The sequence below is a fragment of the Streptomyces sp. NPDC029296 genome, from assembly GCF_055569255.1.
Map to the genome: position 1 here is coordinate 1 of NZ_JBVHXT010000011.1, position 22,193 is coordinate 22,193.

19 protein-coding genes and 1 pseudogene are annotated in these 22,193 nt (G+C 71.5%); 8 read left to right on the forward strand and 12 right to left on the reverse strand.

Going from position 1 to position 22,193, the window contains the following annotated elements:
• Positions 1–302 precede the first annotated feature (302 nt).
• The gene (locus ACZ4W9_RS11850) at positions 303–1,151 is read right to left on the reverse strand and encodes a helix-turn-helix domain-containing protein (RefSeq protein ID WP_467934957.1); all 849 of its coding nucleotides are present in this window, start codon (positions 1,149–1,151) and stop codon (positions 303–305) included.
• A gap of 18 nt (positions 1,152–1,169) precedes the next feature.
• Positions 1,170–1,937 carry a DUF6879 family protein gene (locus ACZ4W9_RS11855; protein ID WP_467934958.1) on the reverse strand — a complete coding sequence of 256 codons (768 nt, stop codon included), beginning with the start codon at positions 1,935–1,937 and terminating at the stop codon, positions 1,170–1,172.
• 191 nt (positions 1,938–2,128) lie between these two features.
• Between ACZ4W9_RS11855 and ACZ4W9_RS11860 the strand changes: the two genes are divergently transcribed.
• Both ACZ4W9_RS11860 and ACZ4W9_RS11865 read left to right on the forward strand, forming a co-directional pair.
• On the forward strand, positions 2,129–2,362 hold the full coding sequence (locus ACZ4W9_RS11860) for a DUF397 domain-containing protein (RefSeq protein ID WP_467934960.1): 234 nt from the start codon (positions 2,129–2,131) through the stop codon (positions 2,360–2,362).
• Between the two features lie 82 nt (positions 2,363–2,444).
• On the forward strand, positions 2,445–2,915 hold the full coding sequence (locus ACZ4W9_RS11865; protein ID WP_467934962.1) for a hypothetical protein: 471 nt from the start codon (positions 2,445–2,447) through the stop codon (positions 2,913–2,915).
• 37 nt (positions 2,916–2,952) lie between these two features.
• Here ACZ4W9_RS11865 and ACZ4W9_RS11870 read toward each other — a convergent pair whose 3' ends face one another.
• Positions 2,953–4,482: a cellulase family glycosylhydrolase gene (locus ACZ4W9_RS11870; RefSeq protein ID WP_467934963.1), complete on the reverse strand. Its 1,530-nt coding sequence runs from the start codon at positions 4,480–4,482 to the stop codon at positions 2,953–2,955.
• Positions 4,483–4,701: 219 nt separating this feature from the next.
• The gene (locus ACZ4W9_RS11875) at positions 4,702–5,679 is read right to left on the reverse strand and encodes a WD40 repeat domain-containing protein (RefSeq protein ID WP_467934964.1); all 978 of its coding nucleotides are present in this window, start codon (positions 5,677–5,679) and stop codon (positions 4,702–4,704) included.
• A 99-nt stretch (positions 5,680–5,778) separates the two neighbouring features.
• On the opposite strand from ACZ4W9_RS11875, the gene ACZ4W9_RS11880 reads away from it, so the two are divergent.
• The 3 genes from ACZ4W9_RS11880 to ACZ4W9_RS11890 all read left to right on the forward strand — a co-directional run bounded on the left by ACZ4W9_RS11880 (position 5,779) and on the right by ACZ4W9_RS11890 (position 8,248).
• Positions 5,779–6,453, forward strand: coding sequence for a GDSL-type esterase/lipase family protein (locus ACZ4W9_RS11880; RefSeq protein ID WP_467934966.1), 675 nt, complete (start codon positions 5,779–5,781; stop codon positions 6,451–6,453).
• Between the two features lie 96 nt (positions 6,454–6,549).
• Positions 6,550–7,137 carry a Uma2 family endonuclease gene (locus ACZ4W9_RS11885; protein WP_467934967.1) on the forward strand — a complete coding sequence of 196 codons (588 nt, stop codon included), beginning with the start codon at positions 6,550–6,552 and terminating at the stop codon, positions 7,135–7,137.
• Between the two features lie 115 nt (positions 7,138–7,252).
• Complete coding sequence (locus ACZ4W9_RS11890) at positions 7,253–8,248, forward strand: aldo/keto reductase (protein ID WP_467934969.1); 996 nt, start codon at positions 7,253–7,255, stop codon at positions 8,246–8,248.
• 183 nt (positions 8,249–8,431) lie between these two features.
• Here ACZ4W9_RS11890 and thpR read toward each other — a convergent pair whose 3' ends face one another.
• The gene (gene thpR, locus ACZ4W9_RS11895; protein WP_467934970.1) at positions 8,432–9,004 is read right to left on the reverse strand and encodes an RNA 2',3'-cyclic phosphodiesterase; all 573 of its coding nucleotides are present in this window, start codon (positions 9,002–9,004) and stop codon (positions 8,432–8,434) included.
• Between the two features lie 40 nt (positions 9,005–9,044).
• Between thpR and ACZ4W9_RS11900 the strand changes: the two are divergent.
• Positions 9,045–9,560: pseudogene (locus ACZ4W9_RS11900) on the forward strand (GNAT family N-acetyltransferase); the annotation flags it as partial.
• A gap of 49 nt (positions 9,561–9,609) precedes the next feature.
• On the opposite strand, the gene ACZ4W9_RS11905 reads toward ACZ4W9_RS11900, so the two are convergent.
• From ACZ4W9_RS11905 to ACZ4W9_RS11915, 3 genes are all read right to left on the reverse strand, one after another.
• On the reverse strand, positions 9,610–10,959 hold the full coding sequence (locus tag ACZ4W9_RS11905) for an MFS transporter (RefSeq protein WP_467934972.1): 1,350 nt from the start codon (positions 10,957–10,959) through the stop codon (positions 9,610–9,612).
• A gap of 45 nt (positions 10,960–11,004) precedes the next feature.
• A complete protein-coding gene (locus ACZ4W9_RS11910; protein WP_362189498.1) occupies positions 11,005–11,442 on the reverse strand; it encodes a MarR family winged helix-turn-helix transcriptional regulator in 438 nt (145 codons plus the stop codon).
• Positions 11,443–11,588: 146 nt separating this feature from the next.
• Entirely contained in the window at positions 11,589–13,040 is a 1,452-nt protein-coding gene (locus ACZ4W9_RS11915; protein WP_467934973.1) for an NCS2 family permease, read from the reverse strand.
• A 150-nt stretch (positions 13,041–13,190) separates the two neighbouring features.
• Here ACZ4W9_RS11915 and ACZ4W9_RS11920 point away from each other — a divergent pair, with 150 nt between their 5' ends.
• A complete protein-coding gene (locus tag ACZ4W9_RS11920; RefSeq protein ID WP_467934974.1) occupies positions 13,191–13,457 on the forward strand; it encodes a DUF2530 domain-containing protein in 267 nt (88 codons plus the stop codon).
• A gap of 110 nt (positions 13,458–13,567) precedes the next feature.
• The gene (locus ACZ4W9_RS11925; RefSeq protein WP_467934976.1) at positions 13,568–15,964 is read left to right on the forward strand and encodes an HAD-IC family P-type ATPase; all 2,397 of its coding nucleotides are present in this window, start codon (positions 13,568–13,570) and stop codon (positions 15,962–15,964) included.
• 43 nt (positions 15,965–16,007) lie between these two features.
• On the opposite strand, the gene ACZ4W9_RS11930 is transcribed toward ACZ4W9_RS11925, so the two are convergent.
• The 4 genes from ACZ4W9_RS11930 to ACZ4W9_RS11945 form a co-directional block, all read right to left on the reverse strand.
• Positions 16,008–16,790, reverse strand: a complete 783-nt coding sequence (locus tag ACZ4W9_RS11930) for a hypothetical protein (protein ID WP_467934977.1) — start codon at positions 16,788–16,790, stop codon at positions 16,008–16,010.
• Positions 16,791–17,005: 215 nt separating this feature from the next.
• On the reverse strand, positions 17,006–17,887 hold the full coding sequence (locus ACZ4W9_RS11935; protein ID WP_467934978.1) for a hypothetical protein: 882 nt from the start codon (positions 17,885–17,887) through the stop codon (positions 17,006–17,008).
• Between the two features lie 39 nt (positions 17,888–17,926).
• The gene (locus ACZ4W9_RS11940) at positions 17,927–18,688 is read right to left on the reverse strand and encodes a calcium-binding protein (RefSeq protein WP_467934980.1); all 762 of its coding nucleotides are present in this window, start codon (positions 18,686–18,688) and stop codon (positions 17,927–17,929) included.
• A gap of 146 nt (positions 18,689–18,834) precedes the next feature.
• A complete protein-coding gene (locus ACZ4W9_RS11945) occupies positions 18,835–21,963 on the reverse strand; it encodes a sacsin N-terminal ATP-binding-like domain-containing protein (RefSeq protein WP_467934982.1) in 3,129 nt (1,042 codons plus the stop codon).
• Positions 21,964–22,193: the final 230 nt, after the last annotated feature.

A 22,193-nucleotide genomic window follows, 5' to 3' on the forward strand; every position in this document is an offset into this window, starting at 1 on the left:
GGCGGACGTCGAGGCGCTGACGCAGTGCGTCGACTACGTGATCGAGAAGCTCTGACCTCTCGGGTACGACGCGAAGGGCGCCCGGTGCTCACCGGGCGCCCTTCGCGTGTCCGCCGCGTTGCTCTTGGGGGCACCGGCCAGGGCCGTACACCAAGACCGTCTGGGCCCGTTTCACCCTCCCGCCCTCGGTGACCCCCCATGTTTTGGACCACCCGTAACACAACAGGGCCGGGGCAGCTCCGCGCCCAGCGTTTCCGCGCCGCCGGCCACCGGCTCCCGTTCCGTCGTACGGCCGTACGTCCTCAGACCTTGATGCTCCGCCGCACCCGGGCGATCACCTGCTGCGCCTCCGCGCCGAACACCGCCGACTCCGCGAAGGTGTCCCACACGCGGCGGTACAGAGCGATCGTTTCGGCATCGTCCAGCCAGAGTTCGGCGTGCCAGTCCTCGACCACGACCAGACGATCATCGAGCATGGAGAAGGGGTTGCCCGGCGGTATGCGCAGTTCCGCGTCCAACGGCAGTATGCCGAGGCGCACCGTGTCCATACCCACCACGCCCAACAGACGGTCCAGTTGAGCGACCAGCACGTCAGCCGGACACACGCGCGTCCACAGGGCGCCTTCCCACATGATCAGGTTCAGCCGTTTACTGGGTCGATACAGCCACTCCTGCCGTTTCATGCGGGCCCGCACGGCCTCTTCCACATCCCGGGGAGAGGACCGGAGGTCCGTATAGCGCTCGAAAACATACCGGGCGTAGTCGGCCGTCTGAAGCATGCCACTGACCAAACAGTTCTCCCACATGTGCAATACGCGGGACTCCGCAACGAGCGCGTTCCAGGTTTCCTGCACAGGGCGATGCCCTGCCACTAGCTGGCGCCGCCAGGAGCGGATATGACTCTCGAAGCCCCTGAGCCGGGCTCGGAGTTCGGCGAAAGCAGCCGACTGCCGTACGGCATCAGCCCATGCCCGCAGGTCATCGTCCGTGGGGGTCTGCCTGCCGTTCTCCAACTTGCTGACTTTCGACTGAGGCCACCCCAGCCGCTGAGCGAGCTGGCTGCCGGTGAGCCGGCCATCAGGGCTTTCGATACGCAGTTCCCTGAGCCTGCGCCCAAGTTCCTCACGTGCCCTCTGATAGTCCGTGCTCACCGGTATCCGCTCTTGCCCCTATGCGTCGCTCTGCATCTCAGCCGTGAACTGCTTCCACGGTACGGCGTGGTGCCAAGCAGCATCCCGCACCATGCAGCAGCGCACCACCTCTGCGGGCTCGGTGATCAGGTCCACGTGCGTGAGTTGGTCATCGTCATCGAACCGCAGCAGCGCGATGAGGCGGCTGTCGAAGAGCCAGAAATCCTCGGCGGGCAAACGGAGTCGGTCCGCGTCGGTGCGCCACATGTTCCGGATGTTCTCGCCAAGGCCGATGTTCCATCTAGCACTGTCGAGGAGGTACCGCTGACCGGTGGTGGCGGGCTGGTCCACGATGCGTACCCGCTCAACCCGCCTACCCTGTGCGGTGTGTGCGCGAATCGTGTCGGTCCACCAGCCGTAGAGCGAGTCCGAATCCTCGCCCTCGCCAATCGTTCCGTTCTTGATGAACCGGTTCCACCGGTCGCCCGCTTCGTCGCTCGCGTACCGACGGCGCGTCTCCAACCGCCACGCCGTGTGCTCGAACTTCTCGAACAAGCTGTTGAACTCGTCCAAATCGATCGTCCGCACCTGCCGTGTCCGCTCCTTAGGTGTCCAGTCAACCAGCAGGTCCCGTGGCACCACGACGGCGACTTCTCCTTCAGAGAGGTGCTGAAGCTGTGCGACGTCCTCCGGATCAGTGAGTGGAGGGCCATGGACGATCACCTCCCCGCTGTCCAAGTCCTCATGCACTGACGGGCATCCTGTGACACCACTCCCCGTCCCGTTGAACCGCAACCTGCGCGCCACGCGCAACCACCCCCTGAGTGTCGACGATGTCGGTGCGCCAAGCATCTCGGTACCTCTGAGTGAAAGTCCATGCATCCAGAGTGACCGTACGAGAATAACGAAGAATATTCGCCACCTTGCTCCACACCCGCCCCCTACGGTCGTCCCCGCGGTCGGACACGGCCGTGACAGCGGAGCAGGAAGGTACAGCGATGGTGAACGGAAGCGACCTGTACGCGCTCGACCTCGGCGGCGCCTCGTTCCTCAGGGCGTGCGGCGGGAACACCCACCCGGACGGCGAGTCCTGCGTGACCCTCGCCCGCATCGGCGAGGACGCCTGGGCGCTCGGTGACAGCAAGCGGCCCGACAAGGAGCCCCTGCGGTTCAGCACCACCGAGCTGAGCGCCGCCGGTATCGACCCGGCCCGCTTCGGCCTGGCTCTCTGAGCCTCACCCCGAGAGATCCAGCCGGTTCCGGGCCGTCGGCACACGGGCGGAACCGGCCCTCACCGCACGAAAGAGGACCCGGGTGCACCACCACGCCTACCTCTGGACCGGTCCCAAGCCCCGTTTCGACGAGGAAGCCCTCCGGCGACCGCCCCACCCCGAACCGCCCCCGCCCACCGGCGGTCCGGAACTGATCCAGCGCTACCGGCTGGCCACCGTCGAGTTCCCCACCTCCGACCTGCCCCCGCTGGAGACCGCCTACTGGCTGGTCAAGCCCCGTTCGATCGTCAAGGGGACCTGGTCCGAACCCTCGGCCGCCGCCGTCTGGCTCGGGGAGCGGCTGGCCGAGTACGCGCCCCGGTTCGCCGCCGGCGCGTACCGCGACCCCGGCCGCCTCGCCGCCCTCCTCGCCTCCGCCGGCGAGCGGCTGGCGTCGGGCGGTGACGTCTCGCTCGGGTTCTATCTCGAACAGCCCGCGTTCCTGTCCGTGGCGCTGGTGGGATGCGCCCCCCATCGCGCCCGCCCGGACCTGCCCTGCCCGCTCAGTGCGTGACGGGGGCGCCCGGTGTCGCACCGGGCGCCCCCTTTTTTCACGCTGCCGTGCAGGTCAGGGTGGGCGTCGCCGCCCCACCCGGCGTCGCGCCGAAGCCGAAGCCCGCCGAGCCCCCGGCCGCCAGCGTCCCGTTGTGAGCCGCGTTCACAGCCGTCACGCTCGCTCCGCTCTGGGTGTAACTCGCGTTCCACATGGACGAGATCTTCTGCGCCCCGCCCCACGTCCACGTGACCTTCCAGGACTTGAGGGCGACCGTGCCGGTGTTGGTGACCTTCACCTCGGCGTTGAAGCCGCCGCCCCAGTCGCTGCCGACGGTGTAGGCCGCGCCGCACGCGGGGCCGCCGCCTCCGCCACCGCCGTTGTCACCGCCGCCACCGCTTCCGCCGCCCGGGAACAGCGGCGCCTTGATGCCCGCCAGGTACCCGTCCTTCACCGTGTCGACGGTCGTCCAGTCGTCCTTCAGGATGCCGCCGGTGTCACCGGAGTTGGGGTTCAGGGACCAGTACGTCCAGTGGAAGGAGTCGGCCCCGTACGTGGACGTCGGCCTCAGGTAGTCCGCCAGCGCGGCCAGCCACTTCTGGTCGACGGCCGACTGGAGCGTCGTACCGAACTCGCCCACCCACACCGGGGCGATGTTCTGCTTGAAGATGTAGCCCCAGTACTTGTCCCAGACACCCGGCATGTTGGCCGGGAAGGACGGGTCGCTGAACCAGCTCTGCTGGGCCACGCTCGTGGCGTAGTCGTGGGCGGAGTAGACCACCCGGCCCGGCACGCTGAGCTGCACGGGGTACTGGCCGACGCCCATCAGGTTGCCGCCCCACCAGCCGGACACGCCGTTGTACGTCTGCACGCCCTCGACGAAGACGAGCAGGTCCGGGTTGACCGACAGCACCGCGTTCCCGGCGCGCTGGGCCGCCAGCCGCCAGTCGGTGGCCTGGTCGCCGCAGCCCCAGCACGCCGGGTCGTGCGGCTCGTTGTGCAGGTCGATGCCGATCACCGTGTCCTGGCCCCGGTAACGGGCGGCCAGCGACTTGAGGTTGGCGATCCACGTCGATTCCGGGACGGACGCGGTGTACCAGAGCGCCGACTGCCCGGCGGAGTCGGGGCGGTGCCGGTCCAGGATGACCTTCAGCCCGTCCTGGCCGGCGTACGCGACGATCCGGTCCAGCACCTGGAGCGAGGTCAGGCCCTGGAGGTCGGCGTTCTTGCCGGCGGAGACGTCGATGCCGCTGGGCGTCGCGCCGGCCTTGAAGATGTCGTCGCTGTAGGGGATCCGGAGGGTGTTGTAGCCGAGCGACCTCACCTGGTCGATCATGCTCTTGTAGTCGCGGGACCACAGACCGTGGACCACCAGGTTGCTGGTCTCGAAGCCGAACCAGTTGATCCCGGCGATGCGCACCGGCTGGCCGGCCGCGTCCAGGATCTGCCGGCCGCTGGTGTGCCAGTACCCGGCGCCGGGGGCGGCGGCCGTGGGCGCGTCGGCCGCCTGTGCCGCGTAGGCCCCGGTCAGAGGCAGGAGGAGCGCCGCCGCAGCGGTGCACAGCGCTCTTCGGAGGGTGCGGAACATGTGTCGGTTCCTCTCGGGAGGCGCGGCAGCCGAACCTGAATGGGAGCGCTCCCAAGCGCCGCGCACCGCACAGGTAACCCAGATCAACATGAGCACGTCAATACTTGCGGCACACCTCGGTACACACCGCCCCCGGCCGCCGGTCGCTCGGCCCCCGCCCGATCGCCCGGCCCCCGTCGATCGCCCGGCCCGCCGCCGGTCCGGCCGGCCGCCCCTCGGTCAGCTGCGCCGCAGCCGGCGCAGGCCCAGGAAGGCCGCCGCCCCGACGGCCAGGATCACGATGCCCACCTTCAGGCTCGGGGTGCCGTCCTTGTCGTCGGCGGCCCGCGGGCCACCGCTCGCCGAAGGAGAGTTCGCGGCCGGGCGTTCGGGCGCCTCGGCCGCCTGGACCGAGCTGTCCGCCCCCTCGCTGCCGTACATCAGCCTGGTGCCGTCGGCGGAGTAGGACATGGACTCGCCCTGCCCCTGGAACGGCACGTCCAGGCGGCCCCGGCGCTTGATCCGGCCGTTGTTCCAGTCGTAGTAGACGCCCCCGAAGTAGCCGCGCACGGCGAGTTGCCGGCCGTCCGGGGAGAAGGCGGCGTCGGTGGCCCACAGGTCGACCGGCGCGACCTGGCGGAAGACGTTCGCCCCGGACGTGGAGAGGGTCGCCGGGCCCTCGTACAGGTGCCCGCCCTCCTCGTTCTTGTCGATGATGTAGACGCGCCCGGTCTTCGGGTGGACGAGCAGCGACTCGGCGTCGCGCGGGCCGTCCGCGTACTTCACCACGTACTGCGTGGCCGTGATCGTCTGGTCCGTCAGCCGCTTCGGCTCGGGCAGCCGGTAGATCCACACGTACGGCCACTTCCCGCCGAAGTTGTCGCCGATGTCGCCGACGTAGATCTGGTTGTCCGGCCCGATGGAGACGGCCTCGACGTCGCGCGGGGAGCCGATGCCGCGCAGGGTGATCCGGGCGACGGTCCGGCCGGTGGCGCTGTCGACGGCGTACAGGTACGGCCCGTCGTCGCTGTCGTTGTGCGTCCAGTAGACGCCGGGGTGCTGCCGGGAGGCGGCGAGCCCGCTGGACTCGGTTATCCGGGGGTCCTTGATGGTGAACCCCTTGTCCCCCGCGCCCTCGGCGGTCCCGGTGGCGGAGGCGGGCAGCGCGCAGGCACCGGCGAGCAGGACACCGGCGAGTACGGCGAACGGTCGACGCATGACCCAAGCCTGCCATTCCCCGAGGGGGTCCGGTGGACGTGGTCCGCCTCACAGGCCCCGGCGATCCCACCGGATCCGGTCATCGTCCATGATGAGCCGATGCTTAGGTTCATGCCCGTGGGCGACTCCATGACGATCGGGAGCGCGGGCGACCACACATGGCGTTACCGGCTGTGGCGGCACCTGTGCGAGACGTACGGCGGCCCGTTCACCTTCGTCGGCCCGCGCGAGACCCTCTACGACCAGCAGGCCGGCGCCCCGACGTCCCTCGCCTACGCCGAACCCGCCTTCCCCCGCGGGCACCTGGCGGGCTGGGGCGAGGGCTGGCTGCACATGGCGCCGCTGATCGGCGAGGCGGTGCGCGCCCACCGGGCCGACGTGCTGCTGGTCTCCCTCGGCCTGATCGACCTGGGCTTCTACACCGACGCCGAGCAGACGGCGGAGAACGTACGGGCGTTCGTCGCGGGAGCGCGCGAGGCCGACTCCCGCATCGGGATGGTGCTGCTGCCCGTCATACCCAACGTCCGGGCCGCGTCGGACGCGCTCTTCGCCGGCCAGGTGGACCGGTTCAACCACCTGCTCGCCAAGACGGTCGCCGACCTGGACGAGCCCCGCTCGCCGCTGCTGCTGGCCTCGCGGCCCGAGGGGTGGGACATCCACACCGACACCTACGACGGCACGCATCCCAACGCGAACGGGGAGCACCGGATCGCGGGGGCGTTCGCGGGGGCCATGTGGGAGGCGTGGGAGGTCGGACAGCCGTACGAGGAATGATCAGGACGACTGAAATCCGGCGTGTCCCGGGCGCGGTGCCTATCGTTGCACTGCGCGGCCGGGCCTGTTCGTGGAGCGGCCGGGCAGGAGCGCCAAGTGACCGTCCTGGAAGACAGGATCGAGATGGCCGACGCCAACACCGAGAGTCTCGACGAGTGGTTCGAGCGGCTCGAGCGCATGCCCGTCCCCGAGGGATACAGGGTCGAGATCGTCGGGGGCAACGTCCACATGACGCCGCAGCGGGGCACGCACTGGATCATCATCCGCCGGATGGTGCGGGCGCTGGAGGACAGGTTCGGCATGGACATCCGGGTGTTCTCCGACGTCCGCATCGATTTCCCAGGTCACGGGAACGGTTTCTGCCCGGACGTCGCCCTGCTCAAGGATTCGGCACGCACGGACGACACGGACCACTGGCAGTACCAGGACGTCGAATTCGTCGCCGAGGTCATCTCCCAGGGCACCGCGGCGAACGACTACGGCCCGAAGAAGGCCGCCTACGCCACCGCCGAAGTCCCCCTGTACCTCATCGCCGATCCCTACAAGGGCATGTGCTACGCCTACAGCCAGCCCAAGGAGGGCGACTACATCACGCGGACGAAGGTCGCCTTCGGCGAGGACGTCGACCTGACCGGCACGGTGGTCGACCTCGTCCTCAAGACCGACGGCTTCCCCCGCGGCTGACCCCGCCCCCGGACACGTACCCCCCTTCTCCCCCCTCTCCCCCTCGCTTGCCGCCACCTCGCCACGACGGCGGGCCCTTGCCTAGAGCGCACTCCAGGACGTTGGCTAGTGGACCATGGAGTACACGCAGCTCGGACGCACGGGACTCAAGGTCAGCCGGCTCGTCCTCGGGACGATGAACTTCGGCCCGCAGACGGACGAAGCGGACAGCCACGCGATCATGGACGCGGCGCTGGACGCGGGCATCAACTTCTTCGACACCGCCAACGTGTACGGCTGGGGCGAGAACAAGGGCCGCACCGAGTCCATCATCGGCAACTGGTTCGCCAAGGGCGGCGGACGGCGCGAGAAGACCGTCATCGCCACCAAGGTCTACGGCAACATGGACCCGGACGGGGCCCCGGTGTGGCCCAACCACGACAAGCTCTCCGCGCTGAACATCCGGCGCGCGGTGGACGCCAGCCTGAAGCGGCTCCAGACCGACCACATCGACCTCTACCAGTTCCACCACATCGATCGCAGCACGCCGTTCGAGGAGATCTGGCAGGCGATCGACGTCCTCGTCCAGCAGGGCAAGATCCTCTACGTCGGCTCCAGCAACTTCCCCGGCTACAAGATCGCCCAGGCCAACGAGGCCGCCGCCCGCCGTGCCGGCACCATCGGGCTGGTCAGCGAGCAGTGCCTGTACAACCTGGCCGAGCGACGCGCCGAGATGGAGGTCATCCCGGCCGCGCAGGACTACGGCCTCGGGGTCATCCCGTGGTCGCCGCTGCACGGCGGTCTGCTCGGCGGGGTCATCAAGAAGGAGGTCCAGGGCGGTCGCCGCGCCTCCGGCCGGGCCGCCGACACGCTCAAGGACCCGGCGGCCCGCGCGCAGATCCAGGCGTACGAGGACCTGCTCGACAAGCACGGGCTGGAGCCCGGCGAGGTGGCCCTGGCCTGGCTGCTCAGCCGCCCCGGCGTCACCGGCCCGATCGTCGGCCCGCGCACCGCGCAGCAGCTGGAGTCCGCGCTGCGAGCCGTCGAGCTGGACCTGAGCGAGGAACTCCTGACCGGCCTCGACGAGATCTTCCCGGGCCCGGGCCCGTCCCCGGAGGCCTTCGCCTGGTAGGTGCCGAAGGGGGCGCGGGGAACCGCGCGGCCGGCCGCACGCGACGCGCGGCCGGAGAACGGCGAGCGGTTCCCCGGCGCCCTCTCCTACCGCACGGCCGACGCCACGGCCACCACCACGAACATCAACACAAGCGCACCGGCCATGATCCGGTTCCGGGTTTTCGGGTCCACGTAGTCGAGACTAACCGCCGCCGCCCAGCGCCCAGCGCCCGACCACCGCGTAGCGCGGCTGCTCCCCCGGCACCCCGGACGTCGGCAGGCTGCTGCGCATCAGCGCCAGGTCGGCCACGGTCCAGCTCGCGCCGGCGAACCGAGCGAGCGCGTCGACGTACGGCCGGACGTCCAGCGCGTGCCGGCTGCGGGCCAGCGTGAGGTGGGCCTGGTACCTCCGGTGCTCCCCGCCCGGCAGCCCCGCCTTCCGCGCCGCCGCCTCCGTCCGCCCGGCCAGCAGCCGCAGGTCCGCCACGTCCCCCCGGGCGCCCGCCCACAGCGTGCGGCCCTGACCGAAGTGGCCGCCGCCCGCGAGGGCGAGGGTGAGGGGCGCCGTCCGCCGGGCCGCGCCGGCCAGCCGGTCCGACAGCGCCGGTACGACGTCGTCGGCGACCTCGCCGTAGAAGGCGAGCGTGAAGTGCCAGCCGGGGCGGCCCGTCCAGCGCAGCCGCCCGGCGCCCGGCAGCTGCCGCAGCCGGGCCACCTCGGCGGCGAGTTCGTCCGCGATGTCCTCCGGGAGCAGTACGGCGGCGAAGAGTCTCATGGCACTCACGATCCCAGACCCCGGCGGGCATGATGGGGCGGTGACGATCACCATCCGCGAAGGCGGCCCCGGCGACCTGCCCGCGATCCTCCGCATGCTCGACAGCAGCGTGGAGTGGCTGGTCTCACAGGGCCGCACCCGTCAGTGGGGCACCGAGCCGCTGTCGGGGACCAGGACCGCCCGGGCCGTCGAGCGGGCCATGGCCGAGGGCACCACGTACCTCGCCGAGATCGACGGAGTGCCGGCGGCCACCCTCACCCTCACCGACGGGCCCGGCGCCTATCTGTCCCACCTGCCGGCGCCCGGCGAGCCCGAGCGGTACATCCACTGGCTCGCCTCCGACCGCCGCTTCAAGGGCCGGGGCGCGGGCAGCGCACTGCTCGCGCACGCCGCCGAGGCGACCCGGCGGGCGGGCGTGGGCCTGCTGCGGGTGGACTGCTACGCCGGTGACGACCGCAAGCTGGTCGCCTACTACGAGGCCAACGGCTTCACCCCGACGCACGCCTACACCCACGGCCCGGACGCCTGGCCCGGCCAGGTGCTGGCCCGGAGGGTCGGCTGGCCCGGAGGGTCGGCCAGGCCCTCCGGGGCCGCGGGCCGGGTGGTCAGGCGGCTGTGGCCAGTCGCTCCCGCTCGCGCGGGACGAAGCGGACGCTCGGGTGACCGTGGTGCCAGCCCACCGCCAGCCGCAGGCCGCCGATGCGGGCCAGGACCAGGCCGATCGCGCCGGCCGCGACGGCCGACACCACACCGCCGGCCGCGAAGCCGACCCGGGGGCCGTAGGTGTCGGTGATCCAGCCGACCACCGGCGCGCCGAGCGGCGTACCGCCCATGAACACCATCATGAACAGGGCCATCACCCGGCCGCGCATGGCCGGGTCGGTGGCCATCTGCACGGCCGTGTTCGCGGTGACGTTCACCGTCAGGCCGAACACGCCGATCGGCACCATGAGCAGCGCGAACAGCCAGTACGACGGCGCGACCGCGGCGACGATCTCCAGCGTGCCGAAGGCCAGCGCGGCGGCGATCAGCACGCGCAGCCGGGCCGTGCCGCGCCGGGCGGCCAGCAGGGCGCCGACCAGGGAGCCGACGGCCATCAGGGTGTTGAAGAGGCTGTAGGCGCCGGCACCGGCGTGGAAGACGTCGTCCGCGTAGGCGGTCAGCCACACCGGGAAGTTGAAGCCGAAGGTGCCGATGAAGCCGACCAGGACGATGGGCCAGATCAGCTCCGGCCGCTTGGCCACGTAGTTCAGGCCCTCGCGCAGCTGGCCCTTGCCGCGCGGTGTGCGTTCGACCACGTGCAGTTCGCGGGCGCGCATCAGCAGCAGACCGGCGATCGGCGCGGCGAAGGACAGGCCGTTGGCGAGGAACGCCCATCCGGTGCCCACGCCGGTGATCATCAGACCGGCCACGGCGGGGCCGACGAGCCGGGCGGACTGGAAGTTCGCCGAGTTCAGGCTGACCGCGTTCTGCAGCTGGTCGGGGCCGACCATCTCGGAGACGAAGGACTGGCGGGCCGGGTTGTCCACCACCGTGGCGAGGCCGACGGCGAAGGCGGCGACGTAGACGTGCCAGACCTGGACCTGCCCGGAGAGGGTGAGCGCGGCGAGCGCGAGCCCGGTGACGGCCATCGCGGACTGGGTGACCAGCAGGGTGGGCCGCTTGGGCAGGCGGTCCACGAGGACCCCGCCGTACAGGCCGAACAGCAGCATTGGCAGGAACTGCAGGGCGGTGGTGATGCCGACGGCGGCCGAGGATCCGGTGAGGCTGAGGACCAGCCAGTCCTGGGCGATGCGCTGCATCCACGTGCCCGTGTTGGACACGACCTGGCCGGAGAAGAAGAGGCGGTAGTTCCGGATCCTCAGCGAGCTGAACATCGAGGACGTGCGCGAGACGGGCGTGGTGGTGGTAGGGGACGGTGCGGGGGCGGAAGGTGTTCCGGATCCCGTACTCAAAGGAGTTCGCCTCCTCCTTCTTCGGTGCGTTCGCCCACGGGGCGCTTACAGGTGTGCGAGTTTCTCCAGCACGGGGGCGGCGGCGCGCAGGGCGGCCCACTCGTCCTCGTCCAGGCCCTCGGCCAGGCCGGCCAGGAAGGCGTTGCGCTTGCGGCGGCTCTCCTCGAGCATCGCCTCGGCCTGCTCGGTCTGGGTGACGACCTTCTGGCGCCGGTCCTCGGGGTGCGGCTCCAGCCGGACCAGTCCCTTGGCCTCGAGCAGCGCGACGATGCGGGTCATCGACGGCGGCTGGACGTGCTCCTTGCGGGCCAGTTCGCCCGGGGTGGCGGAGCCGCAGCGGGCGAGGGTGCCGAGCACCGACATCTCGGTGGGGCTCAGCGACTCGTCCACCCGCTGGTGCTTGAGCCGACGGGACAGCCGCATCACGGCGGAACGGAGGGAGTTCACGGCGGCAGCGTCGTCGCCATGGGTAAGGTCCGGCATGTTCTTTAGCGTAACTCATTACTCTGACTAAAGACCACCGGAGCGGTCCGCACCGCCCGTGACGCCCGCCACGCGGCGCGGTGAAACGGGAAGGGGCGCCCGGACCGTGTCGTCCGGACGCCCCTTCGGGGTGGCTTGCTACGGGATCACGTGAGACCCAGGGCCGGCATCAGGTAGTAGAAGGCGAAGACGGCCGAGACGATGTACATCGCCACCGGGATCTCCCGGGCCCGCCCGGCGACCAGGCGCAGCACCGTGAAGGTGATGAAGCCCATGCCGATGCCGTTGGTGATCGAGTAGGTGAACGGCATCATCAGCATCGTCACGAACGCCGGCATGGCGATGGTGTAGTCCGCCCAGTCGATCTCCTTGATGGAGTTGGACAGGATCAGGAAGCCCACCGCGAGCAGCGCCGGCGTGGCCGCCTGGGACGGGACCATCGTGGCGATCGGCGTGAGGAAGAGCGCGACGGCGAAGAGGCCGCCCGTGACGACGTTCGCCAGGCCGGTGCGGGCGCCCTCGCCGACGCCCGCCGTGGACTCCACGAAGGCGGTGGTGGCCGACGCGGAGCTGGCGCCGCCCGCCGCGACCGCGACGCCGTCCACGAAGAGGACCTTGTTGATGCCCGGCATGTAGCCCTGGGCGTCGGTCAGCTTCGCCTCGTCACTGATGCCCATGATCGTGCCCATCGCGTCGAAGAAGCACGACAGCAGGACCGTGAAGACGAACAGGACGCCGGTGAGGATGCCGACCTTGTGGAAGCCGCCGAACAGGCTGACCTGGCCGACCAGCCCGAGATCGGGGGTGGAGACCGGGTTGCCCGGCCACTTCGGGACCGTCAGGCCCCAGGACGGCACCGTGGCCACGGCGTTGATGATCATCGCCACCACGGTCATGCCGACGATGGAGAGCAGGATCGCGCCCGGGACCTTGCGGACGATCAGCGCGAAGGTGAGCAGCGCGCCCAGCACGAAGACCAGCACCGGCCAGCCGGTGAGGTGACCGCCGACGCCCAGCTGGAGCGGGACGGTGGTCTGGGCGGCGTCCGGCATCCGGGTGACGAACCCGGAGTCCACCAGGCCGATCAGCATGATGAACAGGCCGATACCGATGGAGATCGCCTTGCGCAGGCCGTACGGCACGGCGTTCATCACGCGCTCGCGCAGACCTGTGGCGACCAGCAGCATGACCACGAAGCCGGCCAGGACGACCATGCCCATGGCGTCCGGCCAGGACATGCGCGGGGCGAGCTGGAGCGCGACGACCGAGTTCACGCCGAGGCCGGCGGCGAGCGCGATCGGCACGTTGCCGATGACGCCCATCAGCAGCGTGCTGAACGCGGCCGACAGCGTCGTCGCCGTCACCAGCTGGCCGTTGTCCAGGTGGTGCCCGTACATGTCCTTCGCGCTGCCGAGGATGATCGGGTTCAGCACGATGATGTACGCCATCGCGAAGAAGGTGGCGAGACCGCCCCGGACCTCGCGGGCGACGGAGCTGCCGCGCTCGGAGATCTTGAAGTAGCGGTCGAGGAAGCCGAAGGCGGGAGCGCCGCCCGGCCTCTCGGGGGTGGGGACCTTGGCGGGTGCCGAGGTGGACATGCGGGACCTCATCACCAGCGGGGTTCCCCCGAGCCCCGTTGGAGTTTCATACGAGCGGAAGCGGTCAAAGACAAACGGCTTCAGTATGAACGTATGAGTCATAGATCGCTATCTCCGCGCGTAGACCGGGGCGGCGCATAAGCTGTGCGCATGGCTAAGTGGACCCCCAAGCACGAGGCGCCGGAGCCCCTGGAGGGGCCCGTGGTCGCCACCATCACCGGCGGCACGATCGTGTGGTTCGTCCTCTTCCTGGTCCAGCTGCCGTTCTACGGCTGGTTCGACGACCACGGCCACACCTGGTGGCTGTGGACCTGCCTGGCCGGGGGCGGCCTCGGGCTGATCGGCGTCTGGTACGTCCGCAAGCGGGACGCGGCGATCAAGCGGGCCGCCGCACCGGAGACGGCCGTCGGGCGCTAGCCGGCGGGCGGCCCGCAGGGGCCGGGCCGGGGCGGCCGGAAATCGCCGTCGACGCCGTCCGAGGGTGCGCCGGTGGGCGGGCGGGCGGGTCCGCACGTACCGTCGAATGCATGAGCCACATACGCGCGGGCGCGGAAGTCGATCCGGTGCGTCCGGTGCCGTCGCCGACCACCCGGCCGGCCGGGCTCGGCCCCGCCGAGGTGGCGGAGCGCGTCGCGCGCGGGCAGGTCAACGACGTGCCGGTGCGCAGCAGCCGCTCGCTGGGGGAGATCGTCCGGGCGAACGTCCTCACCCGGTTCAACGCGATCATCGGCGTGCTCTGGCTGATCATGCTGGTCGTCGCGCCGGTCCAGGACAGCCTCTTCGGCTTCGTGATCCTCGCCAACACCGCCATCGGCATCATCCAGGAGTGGCGGGCCAAGCAGACCCTGGACTCGCTCGCGGTGATCGGGGAGTCCCGGCCGACGGTGCGGCGGGACGGCGTGGCGACCGCGGTGGCCACCGATGAGATCGTCCTGGACGACCTCTTGGAGATCGGCCCCGGCGACAAGATCGTGGTCGACGGGGTGTGCGCGGAGGCGGACGGCCTGGAGATCGACGAGTCGCTGCTCACCGGCGAGGCCGACCCCGTCGTCAAACGCCCCGGCGACCAGGTCATGTCCGGCAGCTTCGTGGTCGCGGGCGGCGGCGCCTTCCAGGCCACCAAGGTCGGCCGCGAGGCCTACGCCGCCCAGCTCGCCGAGGAGGCCTCCCGCTTCACGCTCGTCCACTCCGAGCTGCGCTCCGGCATCTCCACCATCCTCAAGTACGTCACCTGGATGATGGTCCCGGCCGCCGCCGGACTGGTCGTCACCCAGCTCGTCGTCAAGAACGACGAACTCAAGGACGCCGTGGCCCGCACGGTCGGCGGGATCGTGCCGATGGTCCCCGAGGGGCTGGTGCTGCTCACCTCCGTGGCCTTCGCGATCGGTGTCATCCGGCTGGGCCGCAGACAGTGCCTGGTGCAGGAGCTGCCGGCGATCGAGGGCCTGGCCCGCGTCGACACCGTGTGCCTGGACAAGACCGGCACCCTCACCGAGGGCGGCATGGACGTCACCGGGCTGCGGCCGCTGGACGGGGCGGACGAGGGGTACGTGCGCAAGGTGCTCGGCGCGCTCGGCGAGTCCGACCCGCGCCCCAACGCCTCCCTCCGGGCGGTCATCGACGCCTTTCCGGACAGCGAGGAGTGGCGCTGCGTGGAGTCGCTGCCCTTCTCCTCCGCCCGCAAGTACAGCGGGGCCGCGTTCAGCGAGGGCGACGGCGAGACCAGCACCTGGCTGCTGGGCGCCCCGGACGTGCTGCTCGCCCCCGGCGACCCCGCCCTGGCCGAGACCGAGCGGCTCAACGAGCAGGGGCTGCGGGTGCTGCTGCTGGCCCGCGCGCACCGGGACCTGGACGACGCCGAGCCCGCCCGGGGCGCCCGGCCCACCGCCCTGGTCGTCCTCGAACAGCGGCTGCGGCCGGACGCCTCCGACACCCTGCGCTACTTCGCCGAGCAGAACGTGCGCGCCAAGGTCCTCTCCGGGGACAACGCGGTGTCGGTGGGGGCCGTCGCCGCGAAGCTCGGCCTGGAGGGCACGGCGGTGGACGCGCGGCGGCTGCCCGCCGACCTGCCGGCGATGGCCGAGGCCCTGGACTCGGGCACGGTGTTCGGGCGGGTCACCCCGCAGCAGAAGCGGGACATGGTGGACGCGTTGCAGTCCCGTGGCCGTACGGTCGCGATGACCGGGGACGGCGTGAACGACGTGCTGGCGCTCAAGAGCGCCGACATCGGGGTCGCCATGGGCTCCGGTTCCGAGGCCACCCGGGCGGTGGCGCAGATCGTCCTGCTGGACAACAGCTTCACGAGCCTGCCCTCGGTGGTCGCCGAGGGCCGCCGGGTGATCGGGAACATCACGCGGGTGGCGACGCTGTTCCTGGTGAAGACCGTCTACTCGGTGCTGCTGGCGGTGCTGGTGGTGTGCCGGCAGGTGGAGTACCCCTTCCTGCCCCGGCACCTGACCCTGCTGTCCACGCTCACCATCGGCGTCCCGGCCTTCTTCCTGGCCCTCGCCCCCAACGCCGAACGCGCGAGACCGCACTTCGTGCGCCGGGTGATGCGGTACGCCGTCCCCGGCGGGGTGGTGGCGGGGGCGGCGACCTTCCTGACGTACCTGCTCGCCCGGCACCACTACTCCGGCGCCGGCGCGCTGGACGCGGAGACCAGCGCGGCCACCCTGACCCTGTTCCTGATCTCCATGTGGGTCCTGGCGATCGTCGCCCGCCCCTACACCTGGTGGCGGGTGGCCCTGGTGGCCGCGATGGGCGCGGCCTTCCTGCTCGTCCTCGCCGTCCCCGCGCTCCAGGACTTCTTCGCGCTGAGACTGGTCGGCGTGACCATGCCGTGGGCGGCGGTCGGCGTGGCGGCGGTGGCCTGCGGGATGCTGGAGTACCTGTGGAAGTGGGTCGGCCGGCGCTTTACGGACTAGGGGAACGACCGGTTCGCCGGCCGGGTGGGAGGGGTGCTTGCGCCTACCGCACGTCGACGTAGTCGCCCGCGGCGCTGACGGCCGAGGTGGTGGACGTACCGGCGAAGCTGTAGCGGTAGTAGCCGTCGGAGCCGGCCGTGACCGTCGTCCTCAGGTTGCCCGTGGAGTCCGACTTGACGGTCTTCAGCGTGGTGTAGGTGCTGGAGCCCGCCTTGCGGAACTGGAGCTTGACGGACTGGCCGGTGTAGCCGTGGTACTTGCCGTCCTCCCAGTTGGCGCGGGACAGCTTGCCCGTGACGGTGAGGGTCTTGCCCTTCCGCACCGGCTCCGGGGTGGCGTCGGCGGTGAGCTTGGCGGCGCGGCGGACCGGGAGGGTGCCGAGGTCGCTCTGCCACTTCTCGGCGCCGGTCTTCTTGTCCACCGCGACCCCGCCCTGCTTCCAGGTCCCGGCGTCGGAGTTGTACAGCTCCTCGGCGGGGAGGGTGATCGTGGCCGAGCAGTTCACGGTGGTGGAGTTCACCGTGGTGCAGGTGCCGGGGTCGTCGCTGACGACCTGGGTGTCGGCATCCTTGGCCGAGGTGCCGAGGTAGAGCACCGGACCGGTCATGAGGGTGGACATCGCGACGGTGGTGGGGTGCGTCACGGTGTAGGTCGCCTTGACCTTGACCGTGGAGGTGGCACCGAGGGTGATCGCCTTGCCGCCGTTGACCTTCACGTTCGAGAAGGTGACGTTCGGCGCCGCGGGGGCCGCGTGGGCGGCGGGCACGGCGAAGGCGGAGAGGGCCAGGGCGCCGGAGACGGCGGCCACGGTGGCACGGATGCGCATGTGTTTCCCCTGGAGGGAGAAGTGGATCGTGGAGTCGGTCGACTCACGCGATCAGATCCGTGGAGCACCTCATTGGTTGTACGGCAAGACGCTTCCCGGCCCGATTTGGCCTGCCGATTACCCTCACGTGACCCGAACGGGGGAAACGGGGCGGGCCCGGGAACGGCGACGGCCGGACCGCGGGGCGATGCGCCGCGGTCCGGCCGGCCGGGGGCTTACTTCACGTCGACGAAGTCACCCGCGGCGGTGACCGCCGGGGTGGTCGAGGTGCCCGCGAAGGAGTAGCGGTAGTAGCCGTCCGCCGACGCCTTGACGGTCGTCTTCAGGTTGCCCGTGGAGTCCGACTTGACGGTCTTCAGCGTGGTGTAGGTGCTGGAGCCCTTCTTGCGGAACTGGAGCTTGACGGGCTGGCCGGTGTAGCCGTGGTACTTGTGGTCCTCCCAGTTGGCGCGGGAGAGCTTGCCCGTGACGGTGAGGGTCTTGCCCTTCTTCACCGGCTCCGGGGCGGCGTTGACCGTCAGCTGGGAGTTGCGCTGGAGCAGGGTGGTGCCCAGGTCGAACTGGACGGAGGACTTCTCCTCGTCCAGCGCGACGGCCGCGCCGTGCCAGGTGCCGGCCTGCGAGTTGTACAGCTTGAACTCGGGGTCGGACTCGCGCGGGTCGATCTGGATCGAGCCCTTGCAGGAGGCCGTGGTGGCCGACTTCTCGACGCAGGTGGCCGGGTAGTCGCCGCCCCACGCGTTCTCCATCTCCTCGACGGAGCCGCGGTAGATCACCGGGATGGTGACGAACTCGTCGCTGTTGACGTCCACGTCGGTGCCGTGGGTCAGCGTGTAGGTGACCGTGGCGGAGACCGTGTTGGTCGTGCCCACCTTGATCGCCTTGGCGATCTTGAAGTTGGAGAAGGACACGTCCAGGTCGCCGATCGGCGCCGAGCGCAGGGCGAAGCCCGCCTTGCCCGGGGTGTGCTGCGCGATGGCGCGGGCCACGTCGGCGCGGTAGGACGGGCCGCCGTCCGCCGCGTGCGCGGCCGGCAGGGCGAGGGCGGAGAGGGCCAGGGCGCCGGAGACGGCGGCCACGGTGGCGCGAAGCTTCATGTGTTGTCCTCGAATGGTCGTGATGGCGGGTGGGGCCGGTTACTTCACGTCGATGAAGTCGCCCGCGGAGTTCACCGCGGCGGTGCCGGAGTTGCCCGCGAAGGAGTAGCGGTAGTAGCCGTCGGCCGAGGCCTTGACCGTCGTCTTCAGCTTGCCCTTGGCGTCGGCCTTGACGGTCTTGACGGTGGTGTAGCCGGTGGCGCCCTTCTTGCGGAACTGGAGCTTCACGGACTGCGAGCCGTAGCCGCCGTACTTCAGCGACTGCCAGTCGGCGCGGGAGAGGGCACCGGTGACGGTGATCGTCTTGCCCTTCTTCACCGGCTCCGGGGCGGCGTCGGCGGTCAGCTTGGCGGCCCGCTGGAAGGAGAAGGAACCGGCCTTCTCCTTCCAGAGGTAGTCCTCGTCGTTCGCGTTGATCCACGCGTCCACGTACCAGGTGCCGGCGCTCTTGTTCGTGAGGTAGTCCGTCCTCGGGTCGATCTTCACCGAGGCGGTGCAGGTGGACGTGGTCGCGTTGACCTTGGTGCAGGTGGGCTTGCCGGTCGTCGCGTACCCGCCGTCCGGGCCGTAGATCTCGAACTCGTCCTCGGCGCCCTTGATGCCGGACTTGTCCGTAGCGGTCACGCTGACCTTGACGGTCACCGCGCCGGAGGTACCGATCTGCACCTTGTTGTCGCCGTCCACGACCACCTTGGTGATCCTGGTGTCGCCCTGGCTGCCGTCGGCCTGGGCGGCCGGCACGGCGAGAGCGGACAGAGCCAGAGCGCCGCCCACGACGGCGACAGAGGCACGGATGCGCATGTGTTGTCCCCACGTTCAGATCAGGGAGTCGAGTGGTGACTCCGCTGATCTGACCCGGGGCCGGAGTGAAAGGTTGTACCAGTGGTGGAAATTTCGTGCGGACTTTTTCTATGGCCTTACGCGCGGCGTCAGTTGTGCCACCGCCGTCAGTCGAACCACCGGTCCCGCGCCAGCTCCTCCGTCCGCGAGGGGTCCTCCAGCAGCGCGGCCACCTCGAACCGGCGCGGCCACTGCGCCGCCGCCCACGCCAGGCCCGCCGCGACCCCCTCCAGGGTGGCCGCGTGCAGCACACCGTCGCCGGTCAGCCGCCAGTCGATCTCCACGCCGTCCACGACGAGTTCCTCGTGCTCGACGTAGGTCCGGGGCGTCCGCGGGCCGAGCAGCACCCGCACCGGGTCCGGCACCTCGTGCTCGGTCCCCTCGGAGTGCACCTCGCCGGTGACGGACTCGCTCAGCCGGCGCACCTGGAACAGCTCGGCCAGCTCGGCGGCGCGCGCGGGCCGCACCGGCAGCAGCGGCACCCCGGAGGCGAAGGGCAGCAGATCCGGGGAGTCGACCACGACGGCCGAGGCGGCGTCCACCACCTCCACCCGCCCGTCGACCACGGCCCGCAGCTCGTCCGGCAGGGTCACCCGCTCGGGGTCCAGCTCCGCCAACGCGCCGTACAGGCCGTGCAGTTGTGCGGGCGTGACGGTGCGCTCCGGGTCGGCGAGCCGGTCCAGCAGCTCGGCGGCGCCACCGGGCTCGTCCAGCAGCGCGCCGACGGAGGTGCGCACCCCGAGCGCCCGCAGCACCTGCTCGTCCTCGAACCCGGTCGCGTCGGCCTCGTCGTACAGCCCGCGCAGCAGCGGGTCGCCGCCGGCCGCGAGCAGACCGGCCGGGCGCCGCCCGTCGAGCACCGGGTGCCCGCGCAGCCACCACGCGGTGTACGGCCGTACGGCCTCGTGGGTGCCGTCGGGCAGCAGGATGCGCACGGGCTGGGTCAGGGCGTCCCGCAGCGGCGGGCGGGCCAGCAGGGCGAGTGCCTCGGGCCAGTGGTCGTCGTCCACCAGCTCCAGGTCGCGCACGGCGACGAGTTCGGTGGCCACGGGCGGCACCGGGCTGTCCGGGAAGCGGTCGAGGACGTCCTCGCACCACACGTCCACGGCGTCCAGCAGGCCCGCGTCGTCGGGCTCGGCGAAGTCGCCCTCCCGGGGCTCCAGTTCGTCCGGGTCCAGGACGACGTCGGTGGCGCGGACCAGCGCGAAGTCGGCCAGCACCCCGCACGCGGTGAGCGGCTGTTCGCCCCACCGTTCGGCCAGCGCGGCGTCGACGACGGGCAGTTCGCCCTCGCGGACCACCCGGGCGAAGGGGCTGCCGGGAAACACCAGCTCGCCGGCGGGCGTCGGTTCGCCGTCCTCGTCGGGCAGCGCGAGCGCGCCCAGCCAGGGCTCGTCACCCGGCTCCAGCCCCGCGTCCCGGACCAGGGCGAGCACGGTGTCCGCCAGCTCCTCGGCGTCCGGCACGTCCTCCTCCCAGGCCGGCGCGCCGTCGTCCTCCAGGGAACCGGCGACGGCGGCCCGCACCTGCGGGGTGGTGAGCACCGCGCGGGGGGTCGCGGGCAGCGCGCCCAGCTTCTCCAGCAGCGGATGGACGGCGTCCGGGTGGGCGACCTTCAGCCCGAGCCGCCCCAGCACGTCCGGATCGATCCGCGCGGCGTCCGGGGTGGGCAGCAGCACCTGCCGGGGCCCGATGGCGGTCCTGCCGTCGGCCAGCGGCACCGGCAGCCCGGACAGCCGCTCCGGGTCGACCCCGGCGAGGCTGTCGTACAGCCGCCACCACCAGCGCGGCTCCTTCTCCAGCCCGGCGAGCCGGTCGACGGCGTCGGCGAGCGGCAGCCGGGCGACACCGAGGGTGCGCAGCTCCGAGCGGCGCTCCAGCCCCGCCGGCAGCAGGGTGGGCAGCACCTGGGCCAGCACCCGTACGGTGTCGGCGCCGGCGCCCTCCACGACCTCGGCGTCCCGGGGCCGCAGCGCCTGCGGCAGCTCGTCCTCGGCCTTCGGCGCGACGGCCGGCGGCAGGAAGGCGGTGCGCGGCAGCCGCTCCAGCACGGCCTGCCGCAGCGCCCCGTCCAGCGCGCCCGTGCCGAGCGGCCCGGGCACGAGGTCGATGATCCCCTCGCCCACCGGCCGCCACCCGGCGAGCAGTTCGGTGTAGGCGTCGGCCGCGCGCCGCACCAGGAAGTCGGTGAGCGGGCCGGGCGCCGCGTGCCGGCGGGTGGTGTCCAGCGGGAACGAGGCGATGAGCAGCGCCGGCACGCCCAGCGGCTCGTCGCTCGGGGTGGGCGCGTGCACGACCGGGCTGGTACGGGGCCGGGCCGGGGCGCCGTAGGCGTCGACCGGTACGGCCCAGGTCACCGACCAGTGGGGGCGCAGCCGTTCCTCCACGGGCCGGTCGGCGAGCAGGTCGGGGGTCAGCCCGCCGTGCGCGGACGCGGTACGCCAGTGGGTGACGCCGTCCCGGGAGTCCTCCACGACCGTGAAGGGCCCGTCGGCACGGCGGCCGAGGGTACGCGGCTCCTGCCCCTCGATCTCGACGACGACCTCGGTCAGCCCCGGCAGGGCGAGCAGCAGGGCGTCGTCCACCCCGGCGAGCAGCCGCGCGGCGAGATCGGCGGCGGCGGCGTCGCGCAGGGGCAGGATCACGGCGGTGTCGTAGAGGTCGGGAGCGGTGCCCTCGGCGGCGAAGGGCAGCCGCAGCAGGGGTACGTGGCCCTCCCGGCGCCGTACCTCGTCGCCCAGGCCGGGGCTGTGCCGGGCGACCTCGCCGGCCAGCTCCCGGGCCTCGGCGAGGGACCAGCGCACACCCCCGTGCCGCCCGACGATCGCCGGTTCGTCGGTCACGGCGAGTACGGCGGCGAACCCGACGCCGAACCGGCCGACGGCGCCGTGCGTGGCCCCGGAGTCCCGTTTCGCGGAGGCGCGCAGCGTGGACAGCGACTCGACGCCGGTCGCGTCCAGGGGGGCGCCGGTGTTCGCGGCCACGAGCACGCCGTCGCGGAGGGTGAGCCGCAGCCGGCCGGCCGTTCCCGCCCGCGCGGCGGCGTCGGCGGCGTTCTGCGCCAACTCCACGACGAGCCGGTCCCGGTACCCGCCGAGGACGAGGTCCTCCTCGGCGTTGGCGTCCTCCCGGAACCGGGCGGGACTGGTCGCCCAGGCGTCGAGGACCCCGCGCCGCAGCCGGGCCGTCCCGAACGGATCGGCCCCCTCACCCGCCGGCCGCACGAACTTGCTCACGATCACTCTCCATCCTCCGCGTGAGGACGAAGGTACAGCGCCGGGGGGGCGACGGCCGAAGGGGAGAGGCGGGGCGGAGTGCCCGGGGCGGCCGGAGCGGGGGCGCGGGACGCGGCCGCCGGCCCGCTCGCTCCGCTCCGCGCCGGGTCGCGCCCGGGCTCCCGCTCGCGGACACCACCGGACGCGCGCGGACAGTGACTCTACGCAACCGCTCCGTCACGTTCGGAACG

What these genes read in the sequence shown, in the direction of transcription:
- ACZ4W9_RS11860 (WP_467934960.1), top strand. Translation starts at nt 2,129, where the DNA reads ATGGTGAACGGAAGCGACCTGTACGCGCTCGACCTCGGCGGCGCCTCG.
- ACZ4W9_RS11870 (WP_467934963.1), bottom strand. Translation starts at nt 4,482, where the DNA reads ATGTTCCGCACCCTCCGAAGAGCGCTGTGCACCGCTGCGGCGGCGCTC.
- ACZ4W9_RS11875 (WP_467934964.1), bottom strand. Translation starts at nt 5,679, where the DNA reads ATGCGTCGACCGTTCGCCGTACTCGCCGGTGTCCTGCTCGCCGGTGCC.
- ACZ4W9_RS11880 (WP_467934966.1), top strand. Translation starts at nt 5,779, where the DNA reads ATGCTTAGGTTCATGCCCGTGGGCGACTCCATGACGATCGGGAGCGCG.
- ACZ4W9_RS11890 (WP_467934969.1), top strand. Translation starts at nt 7,253, where the DNA reads ATGGAGTACACGCAGCTCGGACGCACGGGACTCAAGGTCAGCCGGCTC.
- thpR (WP_467934970.1), bottom strand. Translation starts at nt 9,004, where the DNA reads ATGAGACTCTTCGCCGCCGTACTGCTCCCGGAGGACATCGCGGACGAA.
- ACZ4W9_RS11910 (WP_362189498.1), bottom strand. Translation starts at nt 11,442, where the DNA reads ATGCCGGACCTTACCCATGGCGACGACGCTGCCGCCGTGAACTCCCTC.
- ACZ4W9_RS11915 (WP_467934973.1), bottom strand. Translation starts at nt 13,040, where the DNA reads ATGTCCACCTCGGCACCCGCCAAGGTCCCCACCCCCGAGAGGCCGGGC.
- ACZ4W9_RS11920 (WP_467934974.1), top strand. Translation starts at nt 13,191, where the DNA reads ATGGCTAAGTGGACCCCCAAGCACGAGGCGCCGGAGCCCCTGGAGGGG.
- ACZ4W9_RS11925 (WP_467934976.1), top strand. Translation starts at nt 13,568, where the DNA reads ATGAGCCACATACGCGCGGGCGCGGAAGTCGATCCGGTGCGTCCGGTG.
- ACZ4W9_RS11930 (WP_467934977.1), bottom strand. Translation starts at nt 16,790, where the DNA reads ATGCGCATCCGTGCCACCGTGGCCGCCGTCTCCGGCGCCCTGGCCCTC.
- ACZ4W9_RS11935 (WP_467934978.1), bottom strand. Translation starts at nt 17,887, where the DNA reads ATGAAGCTTCGCGCCACCGTGGCCGCCGTCTCCGGCGCCCTGGCCCTC.
- ACZ4W9_RS11940 (WP_467934980.1), bottom strand. Translation starts at nt 18,688, where the DNA reads ATGCGCATCCGTGCCTCTGTCGCCGTCGTGGGCGGCGCTCTGGCTCTG.